The 20,773-nt window shown below is 62.3% G+C and carries 18 protein-coding genes and 1 pseudogene; 11 read left to right on the top strand and 8 right to left on the bottom strand.

Annotated features, from left to right (window positions below):
- Positions 1-26 precede the first annotated feature (26 nt).
- The 4 genes from ACSMDR_RS20120 (at position 27) to ACSMDR_RS20105 (ending at position 3,776) form a co-directional block, all read left to right on the top strand.
- Positions 27-290: a YihD family protein gene (locus tag ACSMDR_RS20120; protein ID WP_042039844.1), complete on the top strand. Its 264-nt coding sequence runs from the start codon at positions 27-29 to the stop codon at positions 288-290.
- Between the two features lie 195 nt (positions 291-485).
- A complete protein-coding gene (ccoG, locus tag ACSMDR_RS20115) occupies positions 486-1,937 on the top strand; it encodes a cytochrome c oxidase accessory protein CcoG (RefSeq protein WP_436469473.1) in 1,452 nt (483 codons plus the stop codon).
- An 86-nt stretch (positions 1,938-2,023) separates the two neighbouring features.
- On the top strand, positions 2,024-3,013 hold the full coding sequence (locus tag ACSMDR_RS20110) for a serine/threonine protein kinase (protein WP_436469472.1): 990 nt from the start codon (positions 2,024-2,026) through the stop codon (positions 3,011-3,013).
- A gap of 154 nt (positions 3,014-3,167) precedes the next feature.
- Positions 3,168-3,776, top strand: coding sequence for a thiol:disulfide interchange protein DsbA/DsbL (locus ACSMDR_RS20105; protein ID WP_436469471.1), 609 nt, complete (start codon positions 3,168-3,170; stop codon positions 3,774-3,776).
- Positions 3,777-3,873: 97 nt separating this feature from the next.
- Here the strand turns inward: ACSMDR_RS20105 and phnE are convergent, their stop codons facing one another.
- The 5 genes from phnE to ACSMDR_RS20080 form a co-directional block, all read right to left on the bottom strand.
- The gene (gene phnE, locus ACSMDR_RS20100; RefSeq protein WP_436469470.1) at positions 3,874-5,421 is read right to left on the bottom strand and encodes a phosphonate ABC transporter, permease protein PhnE; all 1,548 of its coding nucleotides are present in this window, start codon (positions 5,419-5,421) and stop codon (positions 3,874-3,876) included.
- A complete protein-coding gene (locus ACSMDR_RS20095) occupies positions 5,415-6,197 on the bottom strand; it encodes a phosphonate ABC transporter ATP-binding protein (protein ID WP_436469469.1) in 783 nt (260 codons plus the stop codon). Before ACSMDR_RS20095 ends, phnE begins: the two co-directional genes overlap by 7 nt.
- A complete protein-coding gene (locus ACSMDR_RS20090; protein WP_436469468.1) occupies positions 6,194-7,039 on the bottom strand; it encodes a putative selenate ABC transporter substrate-binding protein in 846 nt (281 codons plus the stop codon). Before ACSMDR_RS20090 ends, ACSMDR_RS20095 begins: the two co-directional genes overlap by 4 nt.
- A gap of 189 nt (positions 7,040-7,228) precedes the next feature.
- Complete coding sequence (gene pncB / locus ACSMDR_RS20085; RefSeq protein WP_436469467.1) at positions 7,229-8,407, bottom strand: nicotinate phosphoribosyltransferase; 1,179 nt, start codon at positions 8,405-8,407, stop codon at positions 7,229-7,231.
- A 104-nt stretch (positions 8,408-8,511) separates the two neighbouring features.
- Positions 8,512-9,138 (bottom strand): isochorismatase family protein, encoded by a 627-nt coding sequence (locus ACSMDR_RS20080; RefSeq protein ID WP_436469466.1) that lies wholly within the window; start codon positions 9,136-9,138, stop codon positions 8,512-8,514.
- Positions 9,139-9,212: 74 nt separating this feature from the next.
- On the opposite strand from ACSMDR_RS20080, the gene ACSMDR_RS20075 reads away from it, so the two are divergent.
- Positions 9,213-9,863 (top strand): NUDIX hydrolase, encoded by a 651-nt coding sequence (locus ACSMDR_RS20075; RefSeq protein WP_005901389.1) that lies wholly within the window; start codon positions 9,213-9,215, stop codon positions 9,861-9,863.
- Positions 9,864-9,981: 118 nt separating this feature from the next.
- Positions 9,982-10,452 (top strand): 2-thiouracil desulfurase family protein, encoded by a 471-nt coding sequence (locus ACSMDR_RS20070; RefSeq protein ID WP_040319135.1) that lies wholly within the window; start codon positions 9,982-9,984, stop codon positions 10,450-10,452.
- Between the two features lie 9 nt (positions 10,453-10,461).
- Here the strand turns inward: ACSMDR_RS20070 and yihG (ACSMDR_RS20065) are convergent.
- The 3 genes and pseudogenes from yihG (ACSMDR_RS20065) to ACSMDR_RS20055 form a co-directional block, all read right to left on the bottom strand.
- Positions 10,462-11,270: pseudogene (gene yihG / locus ACSMDR_RS20065) on the bottom strand (1-acylglycerol-3-phosphate O-acyltransferase, YihG family); the annotation flags it as partial.
- Between the two features lie 9 nt (positions 11,271-11,279).
- The gene (gene yihG / locus ACSMDR_RS20060) at positions 11,280-12,185 is read right to left on the bottom strand and encodes a 1-acylglycerol-3-phosphate O-acyltransferase, YihG family (RefSeq protein ID WP_436469465.1); all 906 of its coding nucleotides are present in this window, start codon (positions 12,183-12,185) and stop codon (positions 11,280-11,282) included.
- Positions 12,186-12,309: 124 nt separating this feature from the next.
- On the bottom strand, positions 12,310-13,824 hold the full coding sequence (locus tag ACSMDR_RS20055; RefSeq protein ID WP_436469464.1) for a YifB family Mg chelatase-like AAA ATPase: 1,515 nt from the start codon (positions 13,822-13,824) through the stop codon (positions 12,310-12,312).
- A 385-nt stretch (positions 13,825-14,209) separates the two neighbouring features.
- Here ACSMDR_RS20055 and ilvG point away from each other — a divergent pair, with 385 nt between their 5' ends.
- The 5 genes from ilvG (at position 14,210) to ilvA (ending at position 20,720) form a co-directional block, all read left to right on the top strand.
- On the top strand, positions 14,210-15,856 hold the full coding sequence (gene ilvG, locus ACSMDR_RS20050) for an acetolactate synthase 2 catalytic subunit (RefSeq protein WP_436469463.1): 1,647 nt from the start codon (positions 14,210-14,212) through the stop codon (positions 15,854-15,856).
- The gene (gene ilvM / locus ACSMDR_RS20045; RefSeq protein WP_005901383.1) at positions 15,853-16,140 is read left to right on the top strand and encodes an acetolactate synthase 2 small subunit; all 288 of its coding nucleotides are present in this window, start codon (positions 15,853-15,855) and stop codon (positions 16,138-16,140) included. The genes ilvG and ilvM overlap by 4 nt, the downstream gene beginning before the upstream one ends.
- A 12-nt stretch (positions 16,141-16,152) precedes the next feature.
- Complete coding sequence (locus ACSMDR_RS20040) at positions 16,153-17,085, top strand: branched-chain amino acid transaminase (RefSeq protein WP_436469462.1); 933 nt, start codon at positions 16,153-16,155, stop codon at positions 17,083-17,085.
- A 168-nt stretch (positions 17,086-17,253) separates the two neighbouring features.
- On the top strand, positions 17,254-19,095 hold the full coding sequence (ilvD, locus tag ACSMDR_RS20035; RefSeq protein WP_436469461.1) for a dihydroxy-acid dehydratase: 1,842 nt from the start codon (positions 17,254-17,256) through the stop codon (positions 19,093-19,095).
- Positions 19,096-19,199: 104 nt separating this feature from the next.
- Positions 19,200-20,720, top strand: coding sequence for a threonine ammonia-lyase, biosynthetic (gene ilvA, locus ACSMDR_RS20030; RefSeq protein ID WP_436469460.1), 1,521 nt, complete (start codon positions 19,200-19,202; stop codon positions 20,718-20,720).
- Positions 20,721-20,773: the final 53 nt, after the last annotated feature.

The following is a 20,773-nucleotide window of genomic DNA, read 5'->3' as shown; positions in this document are numbered from 1 at the left end:
TTACTGACATATTAAAGAGGTCGTCTATGCAATGTCATCGTATCGAAGAGCTGCTCGAGCTGCTGCAACCTGCCTGGGTGAAGGAGCAAGATCTCAGCCTGGTGCAATTCGTGGCCAAGCTGGCCGAGGAGGCGGGCTTCAAGGGGTCGCTGTCCGAGCTGACCGATGACATGCTCATCTACCACCTCAAGATGCGTGACGCCGACAAGCAGGCCATGATCCCGGGTCTGGCCAAGGACAGCGTACCGGACTTCAAGGAAGCCCTGCTCAAGGCGCGCGGCATCAAGTGATCCCGACTCGACCGGGGTGAGTGCAAGGGTTTCAAGAGAATCTTAGTGAAAGGCGCATGGTCAACTGGCAATGTGCCTTTTTTGTTGCTGAAAATTGCGACACTGCTCCAATATTCAACACATCAAACCCACACGGTTAGCAGGCTGTTTAAGATATAATCCGCGCCATAACAATTAACAGAGTGATGGGTAGCAATGGCCGACCAGGAGAAGATCGACATCAAGGATGTGACCGACACAGGCGTGACCGGGAGCTTCAACCCGAATGCCTTCAAGTCGAGCGAGGACAGGTTCAATCCGGGCAATCGTATCTATGTGCGAGCCCAGACTGGCCGTTGGCAGCGACTGCGCAAGCTGATGGGCTGGTTCTTCATGGTCCTCTTCGTCGCCCTGCCTTGGCTGCGTTATGACGGTCGTCAGGCCATCTTGTTCGATATCGGCAATCAGCAGTTCCATATCTTCGGCGCCACCATCTGGCCTCAGGATCTCACCCTGCTCGCCTGGGTGTTCATGATTGCCGCCTTCGCTCTCTTCTTCGTGACCACCTTTCTCGGTCGGGTCTGGTGTGGCTATCTGTGCCCGCAGACGGTGTGGACCTTCATGTTCATCTGGTTCGAGGAGAAGTTCGAGGGCTCGGCCAACAAGCGTCGCAAGCTGGACGCGTCCCCCTGGAATGTTGATAAGCTGCTGCGTAAAGGCGCCAAGCACCTGGCCTGGATCCTGCTCTCCCTGGGCACGGGGCTCACCTTCGTTGCCTACTTCCAGGATGCCACTGCGCTGATACCCGAGTTCTTTACCGCCTCGGCCTCCGGCTGGGTCACCTTCTGGGTCATCTTCTTCGCGGCCTGCACCTATGGCAACGCGGGCTGGATGCGCGCCATCATGTGCATCCACATGTGCCCCTACTCCCGTTTCCAGTCCGCCATGTTCGACAAGGACACCTTCATCGTCGGTTATGACACCAAGCGCGGCGAGAACCGGGGCCCCCGTCCCCGCAAGGTGGATCCCAAGACCCTTGGCCTGGGAGATTGCATCGACTGTGATCTCTGCGTGCAGGTCTGCCCGACCGGCATCGATATCCGTGACGGCCTGCAATACGAGTGCATCAACTGCGGCGCCTGCGTCGATGCCTGTGACAACACCATGGAACGCATGGGCTACGAGAAAGGGTTGATCAGCTACACCACGGAGCACAAGCTGGAGCACGACAGCACCCATGTGGCGCGACCCAAGCTGCTGGGCTATGGCCTGGTGATGGCGATCATGCTGGGCGTATTCGTGTATAACGCCATGTCCATCATGCCTATGGGGCTGGACATCATCCGGGATCGCAACCAGCTGTTCCGCGAGAACAGTGAGGGTCTGATAGAGAACACCTATACCCTCAAGATCCTCAACAAGACCCTGCATGCCCAGGTCTTCGAGCTGGATGTGGAGGGGCTGCCCGAGCACCAGTGGTTCGGTCCACGGGAAGTGACCCTGAAGTCGGGCGAGATCTATACCTTGCCCATCAGTCTGGCCGTGGATCCCTACAACCTGAAACGGCCGGCACTGGATATCCAGTTCGTGCTCAAACGGGCCGATGCGGCCCCTGATGATGACAAGGCCGAGCTGCGCCAGGCCAGCAAATTCATCAGCCGGTTGTGAGGGTGATATGACGCAAATGGCGGGCCAGTTTCGCCAACCATTTGCCGGGGTAATGATAGAATGGGGCGCATCGGCGCCCCTTTCTCATGGTGGATCTCATGCGTTTCAACTATTCCGACCTCAATCCCGATCTCATCCTGGATGCCCTCGACCTCAGTGGTCTGCGTGTCGATTCCGGCCTCATCGAGCTCAACAGTTACGAGAACCGGGTCTACCAGTTTCAGGATGAAGATCGTCGCCGCTATGTGGTGAAGTTCTACCGCCCCGGACGCTGGAGCCGGGCCCAGATCCTGGAGGAGCATGCCTTCGCCGCCGCCCTCAGCGAGGTCGAGATCCCGGTGGCGGCACCCATTCCCTTCGCGGGGGAGACGCTACTCGAGCATCAGGGCTACGGTTTCGCCATCTGGCATAGCGTCGGCGGGCGCCAGTTCGAGGTCGACAATCTGGATCAGCTGGAGTGGGTGGGACGCTACCTTGGTCGCATCCACAGCATAGGGGCCATTCGCCCGTTCCAGCACAGGGTTCGGCTCGATGTGGAGAGCATGCTCCATGAGCCGCGTGCCCTGCTGGCGGAGGGGGAGTGGCTGCCAAGTGGCCTGGCCAAGGAGTTCTTCGGCCTGCTCGACGAGCTGACCAAGCATGTGAGCGATGCGCTGCGCCTGGATGTGGCACAGATAGCCCTGCACGGCGACTGCCATCCGGGCAACATTCTCTGGCGCGATGGCCCCATGTTCGTCGATCTCGACGACAGCCGCACCGGCCCCGCCATCCAGGATCTCTGGATGCTGCTCTCGGGGGAGCGCAGCGAGCAGCTGATCCAGCTCGATACCCTGCTGGCCGGTTATGAGGAGTTCATGGATTTTGACCACCGTGAACTGGCGCTGATAGAGCCCCTGCGCGCCATGCGCATGGTGCACTACATGGGGTGGTTGGCCCGGCGCTGGGAAGATCCGGCCTTTCCCCGTCACTTCCCCTGGTTCAATACCGAGCACTACTGGCGCAGCCAGATCGCCAGCCTGCATGAGCAGCTGGCGGCCCTGAGTGCGCCTCCGCTCACCCTGACGCCGGGTTGGTGACGCCTGAGCCGTCGATTGCCATAGTGCCGCATCATGACAGGGCCTGCCCTGCGACCCCCTCCTTTGCCATTGACGCCGGGAGGGGGACGCAATAGGCTTGGTCTGCTTCGGTTCTCCGGGCGTGCCTCACTGCTTCCCCTTAACAGGAAACATCATGAAAAAAATACTGTGCTTTCTTGCTGCCATGCTGATGATACCCATGGTTCACGCCGCCCCTGAGTTCAAGGAAGGCGTCAACTATGAGGTAGTCAAACAGGCTGGCAGTGCCCAGCCCGAGGTCATGGAGTTCTTCTCCTACTTCTGCCCTCACTGCTTCAAGTTCGAGCCGATCGTGGACGATCTGCAGAAGAGCCTGCCGGAAGGGGTGACCCTGAAGAAGAACCCGGTCGCCTTCCTGGGCCGCGAGATGGGGCCCGAGTTGCAGCGCGCCTATGCGGTTGCCAACCTGCTCAAGGCTGAAGAGAAGCTGACCCCAGCCATCTTTGATGCCATCCACGTCAAGCGTCAGGTGCCCCAGAGCCGTAACGATGTGGAGAAAATCTTCGTCGACAACGGCGTACCGGCCGAAGAGTTCACCGGCGCCGTGGACAGCTTCGCCGTCTCCGGCATGGTGGCCCAGTTCGATCGCAACACCGAGACCTACAATGTGCGCGGCGTACCGGCCTTCCTGGTCAACGGCAAGTACATGGTGAAGATTGAATCCATCACCTCCCAGGAGCAGTTCAATCAGCTGGTGAAGTTCTTGCTCGCCAAGAAAGACTGATTAATGCCCTCTGATGAAACGCCCGTCGGTGCAAACCGGCGGGCGTTTTTTTATGGGACAAGGCACGCCATGGGCACGGCGGCGGCTGAGCTGAGTGTCAGACCTGACAGTCCCGTTGCTGACGCGAGATGCTGGGCAAGCGGGTACGGCGACTGAGCTCCTCTGCCAGCCAGACCAGCAGGAGTATGGCAAGCAGCAGGGTGGCGGCCTGATCGTAACGGAACAGGCTCAGGGAGACATAGAGCTGCTGTCCCAGGCCGCCGGCCCCGACCACACCGAGAATGGTGGCGGCGCGCAAGTTCATCTCGCCGCGATAGAGGCTGTAGGCCAGCCACTGCTGCCACACCATGGGTAGCAGGCCGTACCAGAAGCTGGCCAGGCGCCCGGCTCCGGCCAACTGCAGGGCACGGCGCGGCCCCTGATCCGTATTCTCCAGCGTTTCTACGAAGAGGCGGGCCAAGACGCCCGTGGTGTGCAGGGTCAGCGCCAGCACACCGGCGACCGGGCCCAGTCCCACGGCGATCACCAGCAGGCTGGCAAAGATCAGTTCGGGCACGGAACGCAGCAGGTTGAACAGCAGCCGCAGCGGCCAGAACTGGCGCGCCAGCACGGCCAGCCCCGTGGCCAGCAGGGCGCTGAGCAGAGTGCTGAGTAGCGCCATCTGCAGGGTATCGACCAGGCCTGCGGCCACCAGCTTGAGGAAGGGGGGAGACCAGTCCGGTTGCAGGAATTCCGCCAGGAAGCGCCCCATGCCGCCGAGTGAGAAGCTCAGGGTGCGCCAGTCGAGCAGGGTGAAGGCCCCCAGGCTGGCGAGCAGCAGCAGGGCACCGAGCAGCATGCCGGGGGCACGACTGTGGCGCAGCCAGGCACTCAGACCATCGGCCAGCACCACCAGCGCCACGAAGGCCAGCAGCAGGGTCGCCACCTCACCACCGGCAAACATGCGCAGGGAGAGTTCGAGCTGCTGACCCAGGCCTCCGGCCCCCACGAAGCCCATGATGACGGAGGCGCGCAGGGCACACTCCCAGCGATAGACGGTGTAGGAGAGCAGTTCCTGGCGCACCGCAGGCAGCACGCCGTAACAGAGTGCCTGCAAGCGCCCGGCACCGCCGAGCAGCAGGGCCCGGGCTGGCTGCAGGGCGCCACTCTCCATGATCTCGTTGTAGACCTTGGCCAGCATGCCGCCATAGCTGACCGAGATGGCCAGGATGGCGGCCATGGGGCCCAGCCCCGACAGGCGGACAAACAGCAGCGCCCAGATAAGCTCGGGCAGGCTGCGCAGCAGGATGGCGACCAGTCGACACAGGGCGCGCAGGCCGTTGCGCAGCGGAGCAGGCAGGGCGCCGATCCGCGACAGGGAGAGGGCGCGGGAGCCCAGCAGGGCGAAGGGTACCCCGAGCAGGAGGGCACCGAACAGCCCCAGGGTGGCCACGGCGAGGCTCTCCAGGGTGGCTCGCAGGGTGAGGGCGAGAAAGTCACCATCCAGGCGCGGTGGCCAGCTGTGGGCGGCGAAGTTGCCCATCTGCTGCCAGCTCTGTGGCTCGAACAGGGCGCGCCAGCTGGCGGCATCCTGCCAGAGACCATAGAGCGCCAGCAGCAGGAGCCATCCCCAGGGGCGGCGCAAGGCCTGGCCGGACGCTAGCACGGCTGCGCCTGCTCTGCGTCCAGGCTGCCCGGTTGCTCGTTGCCATAGAGCTCGGCGAGCATGGCGGGGCTGACCGCCTCGGCGGCGCAGTCGAACAGGATGCGGCCCTGACGCAGGCCTATGATGCGCGGGAAGTGGCGCAGGGCCAGATCCACCGCATGAAGATTGGTGATCAGCGTACTGCCGCGTGCGGCGGCTTGTTGTTGCAGGGTGAGTATGCTGGCTTCGGCCAGCACGGGATCCAGGGCCGAGACGGGCTCATCGGCCAGCATCAGATCCGGGTTCTGATAGAGCACCCGGGCAATGCCGACCCGTTGCAGTTGGCCACCGGAGAGGGTGGCGCAGGGCTGGTACAGCTTGTCGGCCAGGGAGAGGCGCGCCAGTGCGGTGCGGGCCCCCGCGGGGTCGCAGGGGCGCAGCAGGGAAAACAGGGCCTTGGGCAGGGACCATTGACCAAGCCGCCCGGCCAATACCGCCGTGATGACGGACTGGGAGGGGGGCAGGGGCGGCGCCTGCCACACCATGCCGATGCGGCTGCGCAGTCGCTGGCGTGCCCGGCTCGAGAGTTGCCAGGGATCCTGCTGCCACAGCAGCAGAGCCCCCGAATTATCGGCCCTGAGTTCGGTGGCGAGCAGGCGCAGCAGACTGGTCTTGCCCGCGCCGCTCGGCCCTATTACGGCGACCCGCTCACCGGCGCTGATCTGCAGGCTGATCTCTGCCAGCACGGGCAGATCAGCGAACCGCAGGCTGGCCTGACGCAGGTCGACGGCAATCACTTCAGCAAACCAGCCTGGACGGCGGCGGCTTCGATACCCTGATAGTTCTCGGGCTTGGTCTCGATGAAGCGGCTGGCCCGTTGTAGTTTCAGGATCTCGGCCTGGGCAGGTACCTTGGGATCCAGGTTGAGGAAGGCCTGCTTGAGCTTGGCTTGCAGCGCCGGGTCCAGGCCACCGCGTACCGTCCAGTTGTAGTCAAAATAGGTCGGCGTGGTCCAGATCACCTTCACCTTCTTGGTGTCTACCTTGCCCTCTTCCAGCAGCTTGTCCCACACCGACGCGTTGAGCGCACCCGCGGGCACCTTGCCGGAAGCGACCCAGGCAACGGTGGCATCATGGGCGCCGGAGAAGGCGACGTGGGCGAAATCTTGCTCGGGATTGATGCCCTCTTCGGCCAGGAAGTGGCGCGGCATCAGGTGACCCGAGGTGGAGGAGGGGGAGCCGAACGCGAAGTCCTTGCCTTTCAGATCGGCGAGGGTCTTGATGCCGCTGTCGGCGTTGGCGATGAACTTGGAGGTGAACTGGGCATCTTCGGCGCGTTGCACCAGGGGGATGACACCGTCGGCACGGCGATGAGCCTGCACATAGGTGAAACCGCCCAGCCAGGCCATGTCTATCTTGCCTGCGGCCAGGGCCTCGACCACGGCGGCGTAGTCATTGACCGGGACGAACACCACGTCACGACCGGTCTGCTCGGCCAGGTAGTCACCCAGAGGGGCGAACTTGCGTTGCAGCTCGGTCGGTGCCTCGTCGGGGATGGCGGAGACCCGCAGCGGCTCGGCGGCGCTGGCACCCAGGCTGACAAAGAGGGCGGTGAGGGGAAGTATCCATTTCTTCAACATGTGATTTTCCTTTCGTAGCTAGCGGTTGGGCGGCAAGGTAATAGACAAAGAGAAGGTCCGATGGAAGTCGGACCTTGGAATGGGCATATGGTATGCATCTTGGGGCCCGGATGCCAGTTCGGCCCCCATTTATCCAGCCCTTGGCGACGCGGTACCTAGCCTGAACGACGGGATGAGGGGCTTCAGGACTCAGCGGGGTAGGTGGAAGGCCTGCTTGAGGTGGCGCACGAAGTCGGCATCCCGGCACAGGGTCTTGCCCGGGCTGTCGGAGATCTTGGCGACCGGACCGCCATTGCACTCCATCAGCTTGAACACGATGTTCATCGGACTCACCCCCGGCAGATCGCAGGTGAGCTGGGTGCCGATGCCGAAGCTGGTGTTGATGCGGCCACGGAAGTGACGAAACAGCGCTACCGCCTTGTCGAGATTGAGGCCATCGGAGAAGACCAGGGTCTTGCTGGCGGGATTGATGCCGAGCCGTTGATAGTGGCTGATGGCCTTCTCGCCCCATACCACGGGATCGCCGGAGTCATGGCGCAGTCCTTGGTAACGACTGGCCAGCTCGAAGTCGAAGTCGTGCAGGAAGGCGTCCATGGTGATGCAGTCGGTCAGGGCGATGCCGAGGTGGCTGCTGAATTCATCCAGCCAGCTGGTGAGGGCTGCACGCTGGCTCTGGGCCAGGGGGAAACCGAGCTGCTGGTGGGCCTGGAACCATTCGTGGGCCTGGGTGCCGACTGCGGGCAACTGGTATTTCTGGGCCAGTTGATAGTTGCTGGTGCCGCGAAAACAGGGCAGGCGCTCCTTGAGACGACCGACCACGGCATCCTGTACCGCCTGGGAGAAGCGGCGGCGGGTGCCAAAGTCGATGAGATTGAAATCCTGCATCTCCTCCGGGCTCAATGTGTATTGGAGTTTGTCGATCTTCTGATCCAGCCGCGTCAGGGCCTGGCTCACCCCGAACTGGGGATAGCGGAAGCGGTTGCGCATCTCGCTGATGGTGGCGAGTACGGGTATCTCCCACAGGATGACATCCTGCCAGGGACCTTCGACCCGGACATTGATGCGACCATCCCGCTCGAAGACCCGTAGCAGAGAGGCGTCGAGGGGCTTGCGACGCAGGTGATCTAGGTAATCGGCGCTGAAGAAGGGGCGTTCGGCCAGGAACAGGCTCTCCGCCTTGCTCAGCCTCAGGGAACCGGCGAGACGCAGTTGTTCCTCAATCTGCCCCATCATGGGCAGCAGATCTTCCTCATTGCGGCTGTGGAACTCTGCCACTACCTCGGCGTCTGGATAGCGGTGATAGACCGCCTGCTGCATATGCAGCTTGTAAGCATCGGTGTCGAGCAGACTGGTAAGGATCGGCGGCATATCAGGCTCCCCGCAGACTGGTGGGCGCGGTGGCGCCCCCCTGCGGCATAGGTAGTTTGCAGACGCCGGTGTTGGCCAGGCTGGTGAAGATGGGTGAAGACATATCAGGCGTCCAGCAGGCGTTGCACATCGGTTAGGCTCCGGGCCAGTTCGGCCCCCGCCTCGATCATCAGGGTGTGGGCGCTGGCCACCGTCTCGGGGGCGATGCCACGGCAGGCATCGAGATGGACTATCACCCGAAAACCGGCCTGGCGCAGTTGCAACACGCTGGTCTTGACGCAGTAGTCGGTGGCCAGGCCCCCCGCCAGCACTGTGGTGACGTCCCGGCTGCGCAGAAACTCGATGAGACCGGTGCTGCGCCGTCCGGCCAGGTCGTGATAGCAGGCACCATAGGGGTGCAGGTCGGGCTCTATGCCCTTCCAGACGAAGAAGTCATAGTCGATGGGGGCGGGCAAGCCGTCGAGCAGCTCGAAGCCCGGGGTGCCGGGGACGCAGTGGCTCGGCCAGCTCAGATCCACATTGGCGTGGGAAAGGGGGACGAAGGGGCGGCCCGTCGCCCAGAGGGCCCCCTCGGGGTGGGCATCCTTGCTGCCGACACGCAAGCTGGCCAGGGCGGCCTGGGCGTTGAGGGCGGCGGCGATCTCGTCCCCGCCGGGCACGGGTAGCTCGCTGGGGCACAGGGGGGTAAATCCCTTCTGCGCATCGATATCCAGGCTGGCGATGATTCCCATGAATGGCTCCTGCACATATTATCTATGTGATATTATCTACCAAACATTAATGGAAGGCGAGCGAGACGATCGAAATGCCGAGCATGAGTCTGGATATGGTGGTGCTGCGTTTGAAGGAGGAGCGGCTCGAGTTGCTTCTCGAGCCGCGCCAAAGCCCGCCTTTTGCCCACAGCTGGCAACTGCCGGCCCGGCGTATCGACGAGCGCCGGGACAGGGATCTGGACGATGCCTTGCAGCGGTTGCTGGCCGAGTGGGGCCTTGGCGTCAGCTATAGCGAACAGGTCTGTACCCTGGGGGATCAGGAACGGGATCCTCGTGGCTGGTCCACTACCCTCGTCTATCTCTGCCTGGTCGGGCCCGACATGCAGCCGAGCCGTGGCCAATGGCGCCCGCTCGCCGAGCTGGACGGAGTGACCCTGGCCTTCGATCATGCCCGCCTCATTGGCAAAGGCCTGGAGCGGCTCATGATCAAGAGCCGCTACAGCACCTTGCCGGTGCAACTGCTCGGCACCGAATTCACTCTGTCCGAGTTGCAGCGTGCCTATGAGATCATCTTGCGCACGCCGATGAACACGGCGGCATTTCGCAAGCGGATCCATCGCGCCAATATCCTGGCCGACACCGGCCGCAAACGCACCGGCAAGCAGAGGCCCGCCAGCCTCTATCGGCTCGATGCCCCGCCCTGCATACTGTTCGATCAGCTGATGCACGGCGCCGAAGCCTGAGGCCACACAGGAGAGTCATGATGGATATGAGATTGTTCCATGCCAACCTGTTTGGGCAGTCGATGGGCCAGGTCGGTCAGCGCCGTCAACCCACCGCCAGCAAGCTGGGAGGTGAGGCATGACGGGATCGTCATCCACGCCCGCGAGAGTGCTGGTCAGCGCCTGTCTGCTTGGCCAGCCGGTACGCTATGACGGCCAGAGCAAGGGCATCATCAGCGACTGGTTGGCGAGTCTGGGGGCCGAGGGGCGCGTGCTGGCGTTCTGCCCCGAGGTAGCCGGCGGCCTGCCGACTCCGCGCCCTCCCGCCGAGCGTCAGGGGGAGCAAGTTCGTACCGGAAATGGTCTGGATGTGACCGCGGAGTTTGATCGTGGCGCCGAGCTGGCGCTGGCGCTTTGTCTGCGGGAAGGGATCCGCTTCGCCCTGCTCAAGGAGGGCAGTCCCTCCTGCGGCAGTGGCCGCATCTACAACGGCCATTTCGAGGGAGTCTCGGTGCCGGGCGAGGGCAAGACCACGGCTCTGCTGCGCCGCCATGGCATTCTGGTCTTTTCCGAGGAGCAGCTGGCCGCCTTGGCCCTTGCCCTCGTCTGAGGACGGGGGCTATCCCCGGTTGACCGCATGGCGCGGGGGCGCCTGCGCTTCATCGGCCTGCCAGCGGGCCAGTATCTCATCCTTCTCGGCCCAGCGCCGATTCAAGCGTTGCTGGAAACGACGCTTGGACTCTTTGTTGTGGAAGTAGTCGCCGATCAGACTCTCGTCGATGACGTGCTCAGTGGTGCGTACCTGAATGAGATCCAGGTGCCTCATCAGGAAGTCCTTGAAGGGGTGCCGCGGATTGTCCGGGTAGTTGAGGGTGATATCGATCAGTCCATCAAATTGGTCACCCATGGTAGCCAGGGTGAAGGCCAGGCCAGCGGCCTTGGGGGCCATCAGGTGACAATAGGGTGAGCGGCTCTGGGCCTGCTTCTGCGCCGTGACTCTGGTGCCTTCGACGAAGTTGATGATGGTGGTGGGAGTGTGGCGATGCATACGTTGCGGGCGGTCTCGATATCCTTGCCGCGCAGGTGTGGATTGCGCAGCAAAAACTCCCGGGAATAACGGCGCATAAAGGGCATGTCCAGCCCCCAGCAGGCGAGCCCCAGCAGGGGGATGTAAATAAGTTCATGTTTCATGAAGAACTTGGGCACCGGCAGCTGCTTACGAAACAGATGGCCCAATACCACGATATCGGTCCAGCTCTGGTGGTTGCTGACGATGAGGTTCCAGCCCTCTTTGCGCAGCTGGCTGCTGTCTTCTATCTGCCACTCCACTCGGGTCGTCCAGCGCATTACCAGGGCATTGCCGCTTAGCCAGATCCGCATCAAGCGGTTGTTAATCCGGCAGCAGGCCAGCGCCAGCGCAGGGACCGGGCAACAGGCTTAACAAGGTCGTGTCTCATCGTTCAGCAGCTGGCTCAGAGTCTGATCCTTGTCACGCCAGATCCCGTTCAGCCACTGCTGGAAGTCATGTTGAAAGACGGGGTCGTTGAAGTAATCCCCCACCAGATGCTGTGTGATAGGCAGGAAACGAACCCTGACCCGGATAGTGCCAACCCGGCCACACATGAAATCCCAAAAACTCGGTATCCCGCCCGGGTACCCTATGGTCACGTCAACCAGCTGATGCAGCCTGCCGTCCATGGCCGCCAGGGTAAAGGCGATGCCACCCGCTCTGGGATGGAGCAGATGGCGGTAGGGCGCCGCCTGCTTGTCATGCTTGTGGGCGGTGAAGCGGGTGCCCTCGACGAAGTTCATCACGCTCACCGGCATATGGTGAAATTTGGCACAGGCCTGCCGGGTCGTTTCTATGTCCTTTCCCTTCAGATATGGCTTCTTTTCCAGCAATTTCTTTGAATATCGCCGCATGAAGGGAAAATCGAGCGCCCACCAGGCCAGCCCGAGAAAAGGTATCCAAATCAGTTCTTTCTTCAGGAAAAACTTCAGAAAGGGGATTTTTTGATTAAAAACCCGCTGTAGCACCAGTATGTCGACCCAGGACTGATGGTTGGCAACCACCATATACCACTGGTTCAGGCTGGCGTTGTCCAGTCCGACCACCTCGAATCGGGTCTTGAGCAGGGTTTGCTGGATCAGATTGCTGAAACCAATCCAGTAACCGGCACAGCCATCGAGCAGCCGATTGCAGCCGGTACGCCAGGCATTGAGGGGGACAAGCAGTTTGAGCAGGGCCAGCCCCAGCACGGGCATAAACCAGAACAGGGTATTGAAGAAATAGAGCAGGGCCGAGAGGCTGCCGCGCAGTCGCTCTATCAGCTTGTTTTGCATGGGGATGGATCCGTCTTGCTGGCTACAGGTCGATTAAGTGGTCAGATGTGTCGCCATAATATCAGCCGAGTATGGGCTAGACCAAGGGGGGTTGAGGCTACATCTGCCCGGGCAGCGCGGCAGTTTAGCCGCCGCGCAGCCTGCTCAGCAGTCTGTCCATGGCGCGATACCCCAGCGCCTCGACCAGATGCGCCTTCTCGATGTTGGTCTGGCCTGCGAGATCGGCCAGGGTACGGGACACCCGCAGTATGCGATGCCAGGCGCGAATGCTGAGGCCAAGTCGCTGGATTGCTGTCTCCAAAAACTCGGCATCCTGCGCTGACAAGCGGCAAACGTCTTCAATTTCCCGGCTATCTAGCAGATTATTCAACTTGCCACTGCGCGCCAGCATTCGCTCACGGGCAGCCAGCACCCGGTCGCGGATCCTGGCACTGGGCTCGCCGCGCTGGGCCTGGCCGGTCAGGCTGCCCTTGGGCAGGAGCGGCACCTCCACGGTGAGGTCGAAACGATCCAGGAAGGGGCCGGAGAGTCTGCCGAGATAGCGCAGGATCTGATCCGGACTTGCCCGGCTCAGGCCGTCACCAAAATGGCCGCAGGGGCTGGGGTTCATGGCGCCAATCAGCTGGAAACGGGCGGGGAAATCCACCTGACGGGCGGCCCGGCTGATGGTGATATGGCCCGTCTCCAGCGGCTCGCGCAGGGCATCGAGCACCTTGCGCTCGAACTCGGGCAACTCGTCAAGGAAGAGCACACCGTTGTGGGCCAGGGATATTTCACCGGGTCTGGGGTGGCTGCCGCCGCCGACCAGGGCCACCGCCGAGGCACTGTGATGGGGCGTGCGATAGGGTCTTTGGTGCCAAAGACCCTGCCTCGGGGTCAGACTGCCAATTGAATGAATGGCGGCGGTCTGCTGGGCCTCCTCTTCGCTGAGCGGCGGCAATATACCGGGCAGGCGACTGGCCAGCATGCTTTTTCCTGTGCCGGGGGGGCCTATAAACAGCAAGTTGTGGCAGCCTGCGGCGGCTATCTCCAGCGCGCGTTTGGCTTGGGATTGCCCTATGACATCTTGCAGATCTGCCACTTCAGGATCTTTGCTGTCTGGCTGAGGGATCGGCAGCGGCAACTCATATTGGCCTGCCAACCAAGCGGTCACTGCCAGCAGCTGATGGGCACAGCGTACCTTGGCATCCTGGATGAGGGCGGCCTCGATACCGTTGGCGGTGGGCACCAGCAGGGTGCGCCCCGCATCGCGGCAGGCGAGCACGGCGGGCAGCACGCCAAGCACGGGGCGGATCTCGCCGGTTAACGCCAATTCCCCTAAAAATTCATGATCTAGCAGGTATGTTGCCGGAATCTGCTTGGATGCTGCGAGAATGCCGAGGGCGATGGCTAGGTCGAAGCGCCCCCCCTCCTTGGGCAGATCGGCCGGAGCCAGATTGACGGTGATGCGCTTGGCTGGAAACTCGAAGTTGCCGTTGAGCAGGGCACTGCGCACCCTGTCCCGCGACTCCTTCACCGAGGTCTCGGGCAGGCCCACCATGTTGAAGGCGGGCAGGCCATTGGAGAGGTGAACTTCCACCGTCACTTGCGGTGCCTGGATCCCCAGGCTAGCACGGCTATAAACCACAGCTAATGACATAAACCCCATCCTTGAGTTGAGTTATGTTCTGACTAACTGCAATTTGTCAGTGTTTTATACCAGTCAAATTCGACGGATATAGTTAAAATTAGTGGCTTGTAATGTAATAAATGCTTGCCTGATAAATATCGTCATGCTAGTTCTAATAGCCATTCGCGGTAACAACCGCCCAGATTTCATCGGATTTTGTGGTAGTAACTATGAACATGGCTTCCCGTTTCGTCAGCATTATTGTGGTCCTAGTGGTGATTATTATCACACCGCTCGGGGCTCGTTTAGCTGCACGGAACAAGGGATAGACCCACTACCGGACAGAACGAAACAAGCGACCCCCGAGCCTCACGGCCCGGGGGTTTTTTTTCGACCAAGGAACAGGATTTTCCCCATGAACGGCGCGCACTATTTGGTACAGGCACTCAAACAGCAGGGGGTAACCCAGGTGTTCGGTTACCCGGGCGGTGCCATCATGCCGGTCTACGATGCGCTCTATGACGGTGGACTGGCCCACCAGCTCTGCCGTCACGAGCAAGGTGCCGCCATGGCGGCTGTGGGTTATGCCCGCGCCTCCGGTCAGGTGGGGGTCTGTATCGCCACCTCGGGCCCGGGGGCCACCAACCTGGTGACCGGCCTGGCCGAGGCGTTGCTCGACTCCGTGCCCCTGGTGGCGATCAGTGGCCAGGTGGCCTGCGCGGCGGTCGGCACCGATGCCTTTCAGGAAGTGGACGTGCTCGGCATGTCTCTCTCTTGCACCAAGCACTCCTTCATGGTCACGGATACCGCCGAGCTGGGCCAGGTCATCGCAGAGGCCTTTGCTATCGCCACCTCCGGGCGCCCCGGCCCTGTCCTCATCGATTTCCCCAAGGATGTGCAGCTAGCCGCCATGCTCCCGCAATATCCCCAGCTTGCGGTGGAGGAGCCCGAACTGCTCTGCCCGCGCGCGCTGGAGACGGCCCGCGCTTTGCTGGCGGCCGCCGAGCGGCCCATGCTTTATGTCGGTGGTGGCGTGGGCATGGCCAATGCCGAGGCCCAGCTGCGTGAGTTCGCCGCAGTCACGGGCATGCCGGCGGTCACCACCCTCAAGGGGATAGGGGCGCTGGATCCTGACAGTCCCGTCTATCTGGGCATGCTGGGTATGCATGGTACCAAGGCGGCCAATTACGGGGTGCAGCAGTGCGATCTGCTGCTGGTGGTGGGGGCGCGTTTCGATGATCGGGTGACCGGCAAGCTGGAGGAGTTCGCCCCTGGCGCCAAGGTGATCCATCTGGATGTGGACGCCGCCGAGTTTGGCAAGCGTCGTGCCGCCGATGTGGGCATCAGCACCGATCTGAGGCTGGTACTGCCCGCCTTGGCTATGGCGCTCAATATTGCGCCCTGGCGGGACCACTGTGCCGCCATGGCGCGGGAATATGCGTTTCGCTACGATCATCCGGGTCAGCCCATCTATGCCCCGGCCCTGCTCAAGCAGCTCTCTAATCTGCTGCCAGAGAGCAGCGTGGTAGCCTGCGATGTCGGTCAGCACCAGATGTGGGTGGCCCAGCACATGCGTTTTACCAGCCCGCGCAACCATCTCTCCAGTGCCGGGCTCGGCACCATGGGCTTTGGTCTGCCCGCCGCCATCGGTGCCAAGATGTCCCGCTCCGAGGATGAGGTGGTGCTGGTGAGCGGTGATGGCTCCTTCATGATGAATGTGCAAGAGCTTGGCACCATACGCCGCGCCCAGCTCAAGGTGAAGATGGTACTGATCGACAACCAGCGGCTCGGCATGGTGCGTCAGTGGCAGGAGCTGTTCTTCGACGGCCGCTACAGCGAAACCATCCTCTCCGACAACCCGGATTTCGTCGCCCTGGCGGCCGCCTTCGGCATCCCCGGTGAGACCATCACCCGCAAGGATGAGATCGACGGCGCCTTGGCGCGTCTATTGGGGAGCGAGAGCGCCTATCTGCTGCATGTCGCTATCTCAGAGGAAGAGAATGTCTGGCCCCTGGTACCACCGGGAGTCGCCAACCACAAGATGATGGAACAACGCCCATGAACCACGCCCCGCTTGCTAGCAACACGGCTCCCCTGAGCCAGGTCAACACCCTGGAGATCCACGCGAAATCCAGACCCGAAGTGATGGAACGAGTACTGCGAGTGGTGCGCCACCGCGGCTTCAATCTCAATGCCCTGCATATGGAGCAAGATTGCCAACAGCTGCGGATCACGGTTACTGTCGAGTCGACGCGTCCCATCGCGCAGCTGTGGAGTCAGCTGGTCAAGCTGGTGGACGTCTCCCGGGTCGATGCACTGGAACCGCAGCCCAGAATACACGCATAAGGAGCAGCAAGTATGTCACAGGCCACCCACCCCCAATTCATCTGGTTCAACGGCAATATGGTGCCCTGGCAAGATGCCCAGGTACACGTCATGAGTCATGCCTTGCACTACGGCTCCTCGGTGTTCGAGGGGGTGCGTGCCTACGACACCCCCAAGGGCACCTGCATCTTCCGCCTGCAGGAGCACAGTCGGCGCCTGTTCGATTCCGCCAGGATCTACTGGATGGACGTGCCCTTCAGCGAGGCCGAGGTGAACGAAGCCTGTCGCGCCGTGGTCCGTGCCAATGGCCTCAAGAGCGGCTACCTGCGCCCACTCGCCTTTATCGGCAACGTAGGACTGGGGCTGCATCCGCCGCTGGATGCCAAGGCGGATCTCATCGTTGCCGCCCTGCCCTGGGGCGCCTATCTGGGGGAAGAGGGGTTGAAAAACGGGGTGGACGTGTGCGTCACCTCCTGGAATCGACTCGCTCCCAACACCATACCGACCGGAGCCAAGGCCGGCGGCAACTACCTCTCGTCACAGCTCATCAGCCGGGAGGCCAAGCGCAACGGCTATGCCGAAGGGCTGGCGCTGGACGTGAACGGCTACCTGAGCGAGGGGGCGGGGGAGAACCTCTTCCTGGTGAAGAATGGGGTACTGTTCACACCGCCCGCCACCGCCGCCATCCTGCCCGGCATCACCCGCGACACCATAATGACGCTCGCACGAGACCTCGGATATGAGGTGCGCGAGCAGGCACTGCCCCGCGAGGCGCTCTATGTGGCCGACGAGATCTTCATGACCGGCACCGCCGCCGAGGTGACCCCGGTGCGTTCCGTGGATCGAATGCAGGTGGGGGCAGGCTGCCGTGGACCCATCACCGAGCAGTTGCAGAACGCCTTCTTCGGCCTGTTCAATGGCCAGACCGAGGATAAATGGAACTGGCTCACCCCGGTCGACGATTGATGGACAGCGCGGGCGACGTTGTCGCCCGCAGATAGCCAGGCCAGAAGAGAGAGCAAGTGCCGAGTCGGCTATGGCAAGGGCCATGTCCTTTGCCACAACCGATTCGAATTGACGGTTTCGCATCATTAATTTGCCCAGCAGGGCTCATGTATTCAGGGAGTAGAGACAATGCCGAAGTTGAGATCCGCCACCACCACCCACGGACGTAACATGGCCGGAGCCCGTGCCCTCTGGCGCGCCACCGGCATGACAGACGAGGACTTTGGCAAGCCCATCATCGCCGTGGTCAACTCCTTCACCCAGTTCGTGCCGGGTCACGTGCACCTCAAGGATCTGGGTCAGCTGGTGGCCAGGGAGATAGAGGCCGCGGGCGGAGTCGCCAAGGAGTTCAACACCATCGCCGTGGATGACGGCATCGCCATGGGCCACGGCGGCATGCTCTATTCGCTGCCGTCCCGGGAGCTCATCGCCGATTCCGTGGAGTACATGGTCAATGCCCACTGCGCCGATGCCATGGTCTGCATCTCCAACTGTGACAAGATCACCCCGGGGATGCTGATGGCGGCGCTGCGCATCAACATTCCGGTGATTTTCGTCTCCGGCGGCCCCATGGAGGCGGGCAAGACCAAACTCTCCGATCAGATAATCAAGCTGGATCTGGTGGACGCCATGATCCAGGGCGCCGACCCCAAGGTCTCCGACGCCCAGAGCGATCAGATAGAGCGCAGCGCCTGCCCCACCTGCGGCTCCTGCTCCGGCATGTTCACCGCCAACTCTATGAACTGCCTGACCGAAGCCCTGGGCCTCTCCCAGCCTGGCAACGGCTCCATGCTGGCGACCCACACCGATCGCGAGCAGCTGTTCAAGCTGGCTGGCCAGCGCATCGTCGCCCTGGCCAACCGTTACTACCAGCAGGATGACGAGAGCGCCCTGCCGCGCAACATCGCCACCAAGGCGGCGTTCGAGAATGCCATGGCACTCGACATCGCCATGGGCGGCTCGACCAATACGGTGCTGCACCTGTTGGCGGCGGCCCAGGAAGCGGGCGTCGACTTCACCATGGATGACATCGATCGCATGTCCCGCCGGGTGCCCCAGCTGTGCAAGGTCGCTCCCTCCACCCAGAAGTACCACATGGAAGATGTGCACCGCGCCGGTGGCGTGGTGGCTATCCTGGGTCAGCTGGAAAAAGCCGGTCTGGTCCATGGCGATACCCGCAACGTGCTTGGCACCAGCTTGCACAAGCTGCTGGAGCGCTATGATGTGAGCCGCACCCAGGATAAAGAGGTGCATGATTTTTACCGCGCCGGCCCGGCCGGGATCCGCACTACCAAAGCGTTCAGCCAAAGCTGCCGCTGGCCAGAGCTGGATCTGGACCGCGCCGAAGGCTGCATCCGCTCCCTGGATAATGCCTACAGCCTGGAGGGGGGGCTGGCCGTACTGTCCGGCAACATCGCCCTCAATGGCGCCATCGTCAAGACCGCCGGTGTCGATGAAGAGAACCTCTGCTTCCGTGGCCCGGCCCGGGTATTCGAGAGCCAGGACAGCGCGGTGGCGGGTATTCTGGATAGCACCGTCAAAGCCGGTGAAGTCGTCGTGATCCGCTACGAGGGCCCCAAAGGCGGCCCCGGCATGCAGGAGATGCTCTACCCCACCACCTATCTCAAGTCCATGGGATTGGGCAAAGCGTGCGCGCTCATCACCGACGGACGCTTCTCCGGCGGCACCTCGGGTCTCTCCATCGGTCACGTCTCCCCCGAGGCGGCTTCCGGCGGCACCATAGGGCTGGTGGAGGATGGCGACATCATCAACATCAACATCCCGGCCCGCACTATGGTGCTGGAGGTGGCTGACAGCGTGCTGGCGGCTCGCCGCGCCGCCGTCGATGCCCGGGGCTGGAAGCCGCTGGACAGGCAACGTCAGGTCTCCTATGCCCTGCGCGCCTACGCCATGCTCGCCACCAGTGCCGACAAGGGTGCGGTGCGCGATTTAAGCAAGCTGGAGGAGTGATGATGTCCCCTACGACAAGTTATCTGAACGACATGCAGCTCGCCTCATCCTGTGCCGACAAGGGCATGGTGTGGCGCGACCTCAGCAAGCTGGAGGAGTAAGCCATGGTCTCTGCGGCGGATTATCTACGCAAGATACTGCTCTCCCCCGTCTATGAGGCGGCGCGGGTCACCCCCTTGCAGACACTGAAAAGATTGTCCGAGCGGCTCGGCAACCATGTCGCTCTCAAGCGGGAAGATTTGCAGCCGGTGCACTCCTTCAAGCTGCGCGGCGCCTATCACAAGATTGCGACCTTGAGTGCCGAGCAGAAGGCTCATGGCGTGGTGGCGGCCTCGGCAGGCAACCATGCTCAGGGGGTCGCCCTGTCGGCGGCCAAGCTTGGCATCCATGCCATCATCGTCATGCCCAAGACCACGCCAGACATCAAGATAGATGCGGTGCGGGCCCAAGGCGGCAATGTGCTGCTGTTCGGCAACAGCTTCGATGAGGCCTATGCCGAGAGCCGCCGCCTGTCAGAAACCGAGGGTTACACCCTGATACCGCCCTTCGATGACGTCGAGGTGATCGCGGGCCAGGGTACCATCGGCAAGGAGTTGCTCGAGCAGGATACCCACCTCACCCATGTGTTCGTACCGGTGGGCGGCGGCGGCCTGGCCGCCGGGGTGGCGGTCTATATCAAGCAGCTGCTGCCAAATGTGAAGGTGATTGGGGTCGAGGCGGAGGGTTCAGCCTGTCTCAAGGCGGCGTTGGAGGCTGGCGAGCCGGTCAATCTGGATCGGGTCTCCCTGTTTGCGGACGGGGTGGCGGTCAAGCGCATCGGCACCGAAACCTTCCGGCTCTGCAACCAGTACCTCGATGAGGTGGTGACCGTCTCCAATGACCAGATCTGCGCGGCGCTGAAAGACATCTTCGACGACTGCCGCGCCATCGCCGAGCCGTCCGGGGCCTTGTCCCTGGCGGGGCTCAAGGCGTACAGCGAGCGGGAACAGGTCAAGGGCGGCCGGATGGCGGCCATACTGTCCGGCGCCAACGTCAACTTCCACAGCCTGCGTTACGTGTCGGAGCGCTGCGAGATCGGCGAGAAGCGCGAGGGCATGTTGGCGGTGACCATTCCCGAGCGCAAGGGGGCCTTCCTCGACTTTTGCCGCAACCTGGGCTCGCGGATGGTGACCGAGTTCAACTACCGTTATTCGGATGCCGAGCAGGCCTCGCTGTTTGTCTCGGTGCGGCTCACCGGTGGTGACGAAGAGTTGAGTCAGATAGAAGCCCATCTCAATGGCAACGGTTACCCCGTGGTCAATATGACGGACAACGAGCTGGCCAAAAATCATGTGCGTTACATGATTGGCGGCCGCCCTGCGCGGCCCCTTGGTGAGCGGCTCTACAGCTTCAAGTTTCCGGAGCAACCCGGCGCCCTGATGCGTTTTCTGGAGACCCTGGGCTGTCGCTGGAACATCAGCCTGTTCCACTATCGCAACCATGGCGCCGACTATGGTCGGGTGCTCTGCGCCTTCGAGCTGCCGGACGAGGACGTGGCCGCCTTCCACGACTACCTGCGCGAGCTGGGCTACGGCTGGAAAGAGGTGAGCGAGGATCCCGCCTACCGGCTGTTCCTGTCGAACTGAACGGGGTTAACCCCATGAGCAAGGGCGGGGGGCATAGGTCTCCCGCCCTTTTT

The sequence above is a fragment of the Aeromonas molluscorum genome, from assembly GCF_051376105.1.
Lineage (GTDB): Bacteria > Pseudomonadota > Gammaproteobacteria > Enterobacterales > Aeromonadaceae > Aeromonas > Aeromonas molluscorum.
The sequence above is the reverse complement of the archived record's forward strand: the minus strand, read 5'-3'. Positions and strand labels throughout refer to the sequence as shown.